This window comes from Streptomyces sp. NRRL S-378 (genome assembly GCF_000720645.1).
Classification (GTDB): Bacteria; Actinomycetota; Actinomycetes; order Streptomycetales; family Streptomycetaceae; genus Streptomyces.
On sequence record NZ_JOBX01000242.1, the window covers coordinates 1 to 215 of the forward strand.

The 215-nt window shown below is 70.2% G+C and carries 1 protein-coding gene; it reads right to left on the bottom strand.

Annotated elements, in window-relative coordinates:
• The coding region (locus IH80_RS40460) for a hypothetical protein (protein WP_037882514.1) at positions 1-215 on the bottom strand (215 nt) is incomplete at both ends.

The following is a 215-nucleotide window of genomic DNA, read 5'->3' on the forward strand; positions in this document are numbered from 1 at the left end:
CAGGCCAGCAGCGCCTTGCCGGTCTCCTTCATCGCCGTACGGGAGTCCCGCAGCCACGAGGGCAGCTTGTCGTCCGGCGCGGACAGGAACAACGGCCCGACACCCGGGATCGACGAGATCGCCAGGCCGGTGCCCAGCTTGGCCAGGCCGGTCCAGGACTGCTTGAACACGTCCCAGCCCTGAAGCCCGACCAGGCCGCCCAGGCCCTTCAGGGT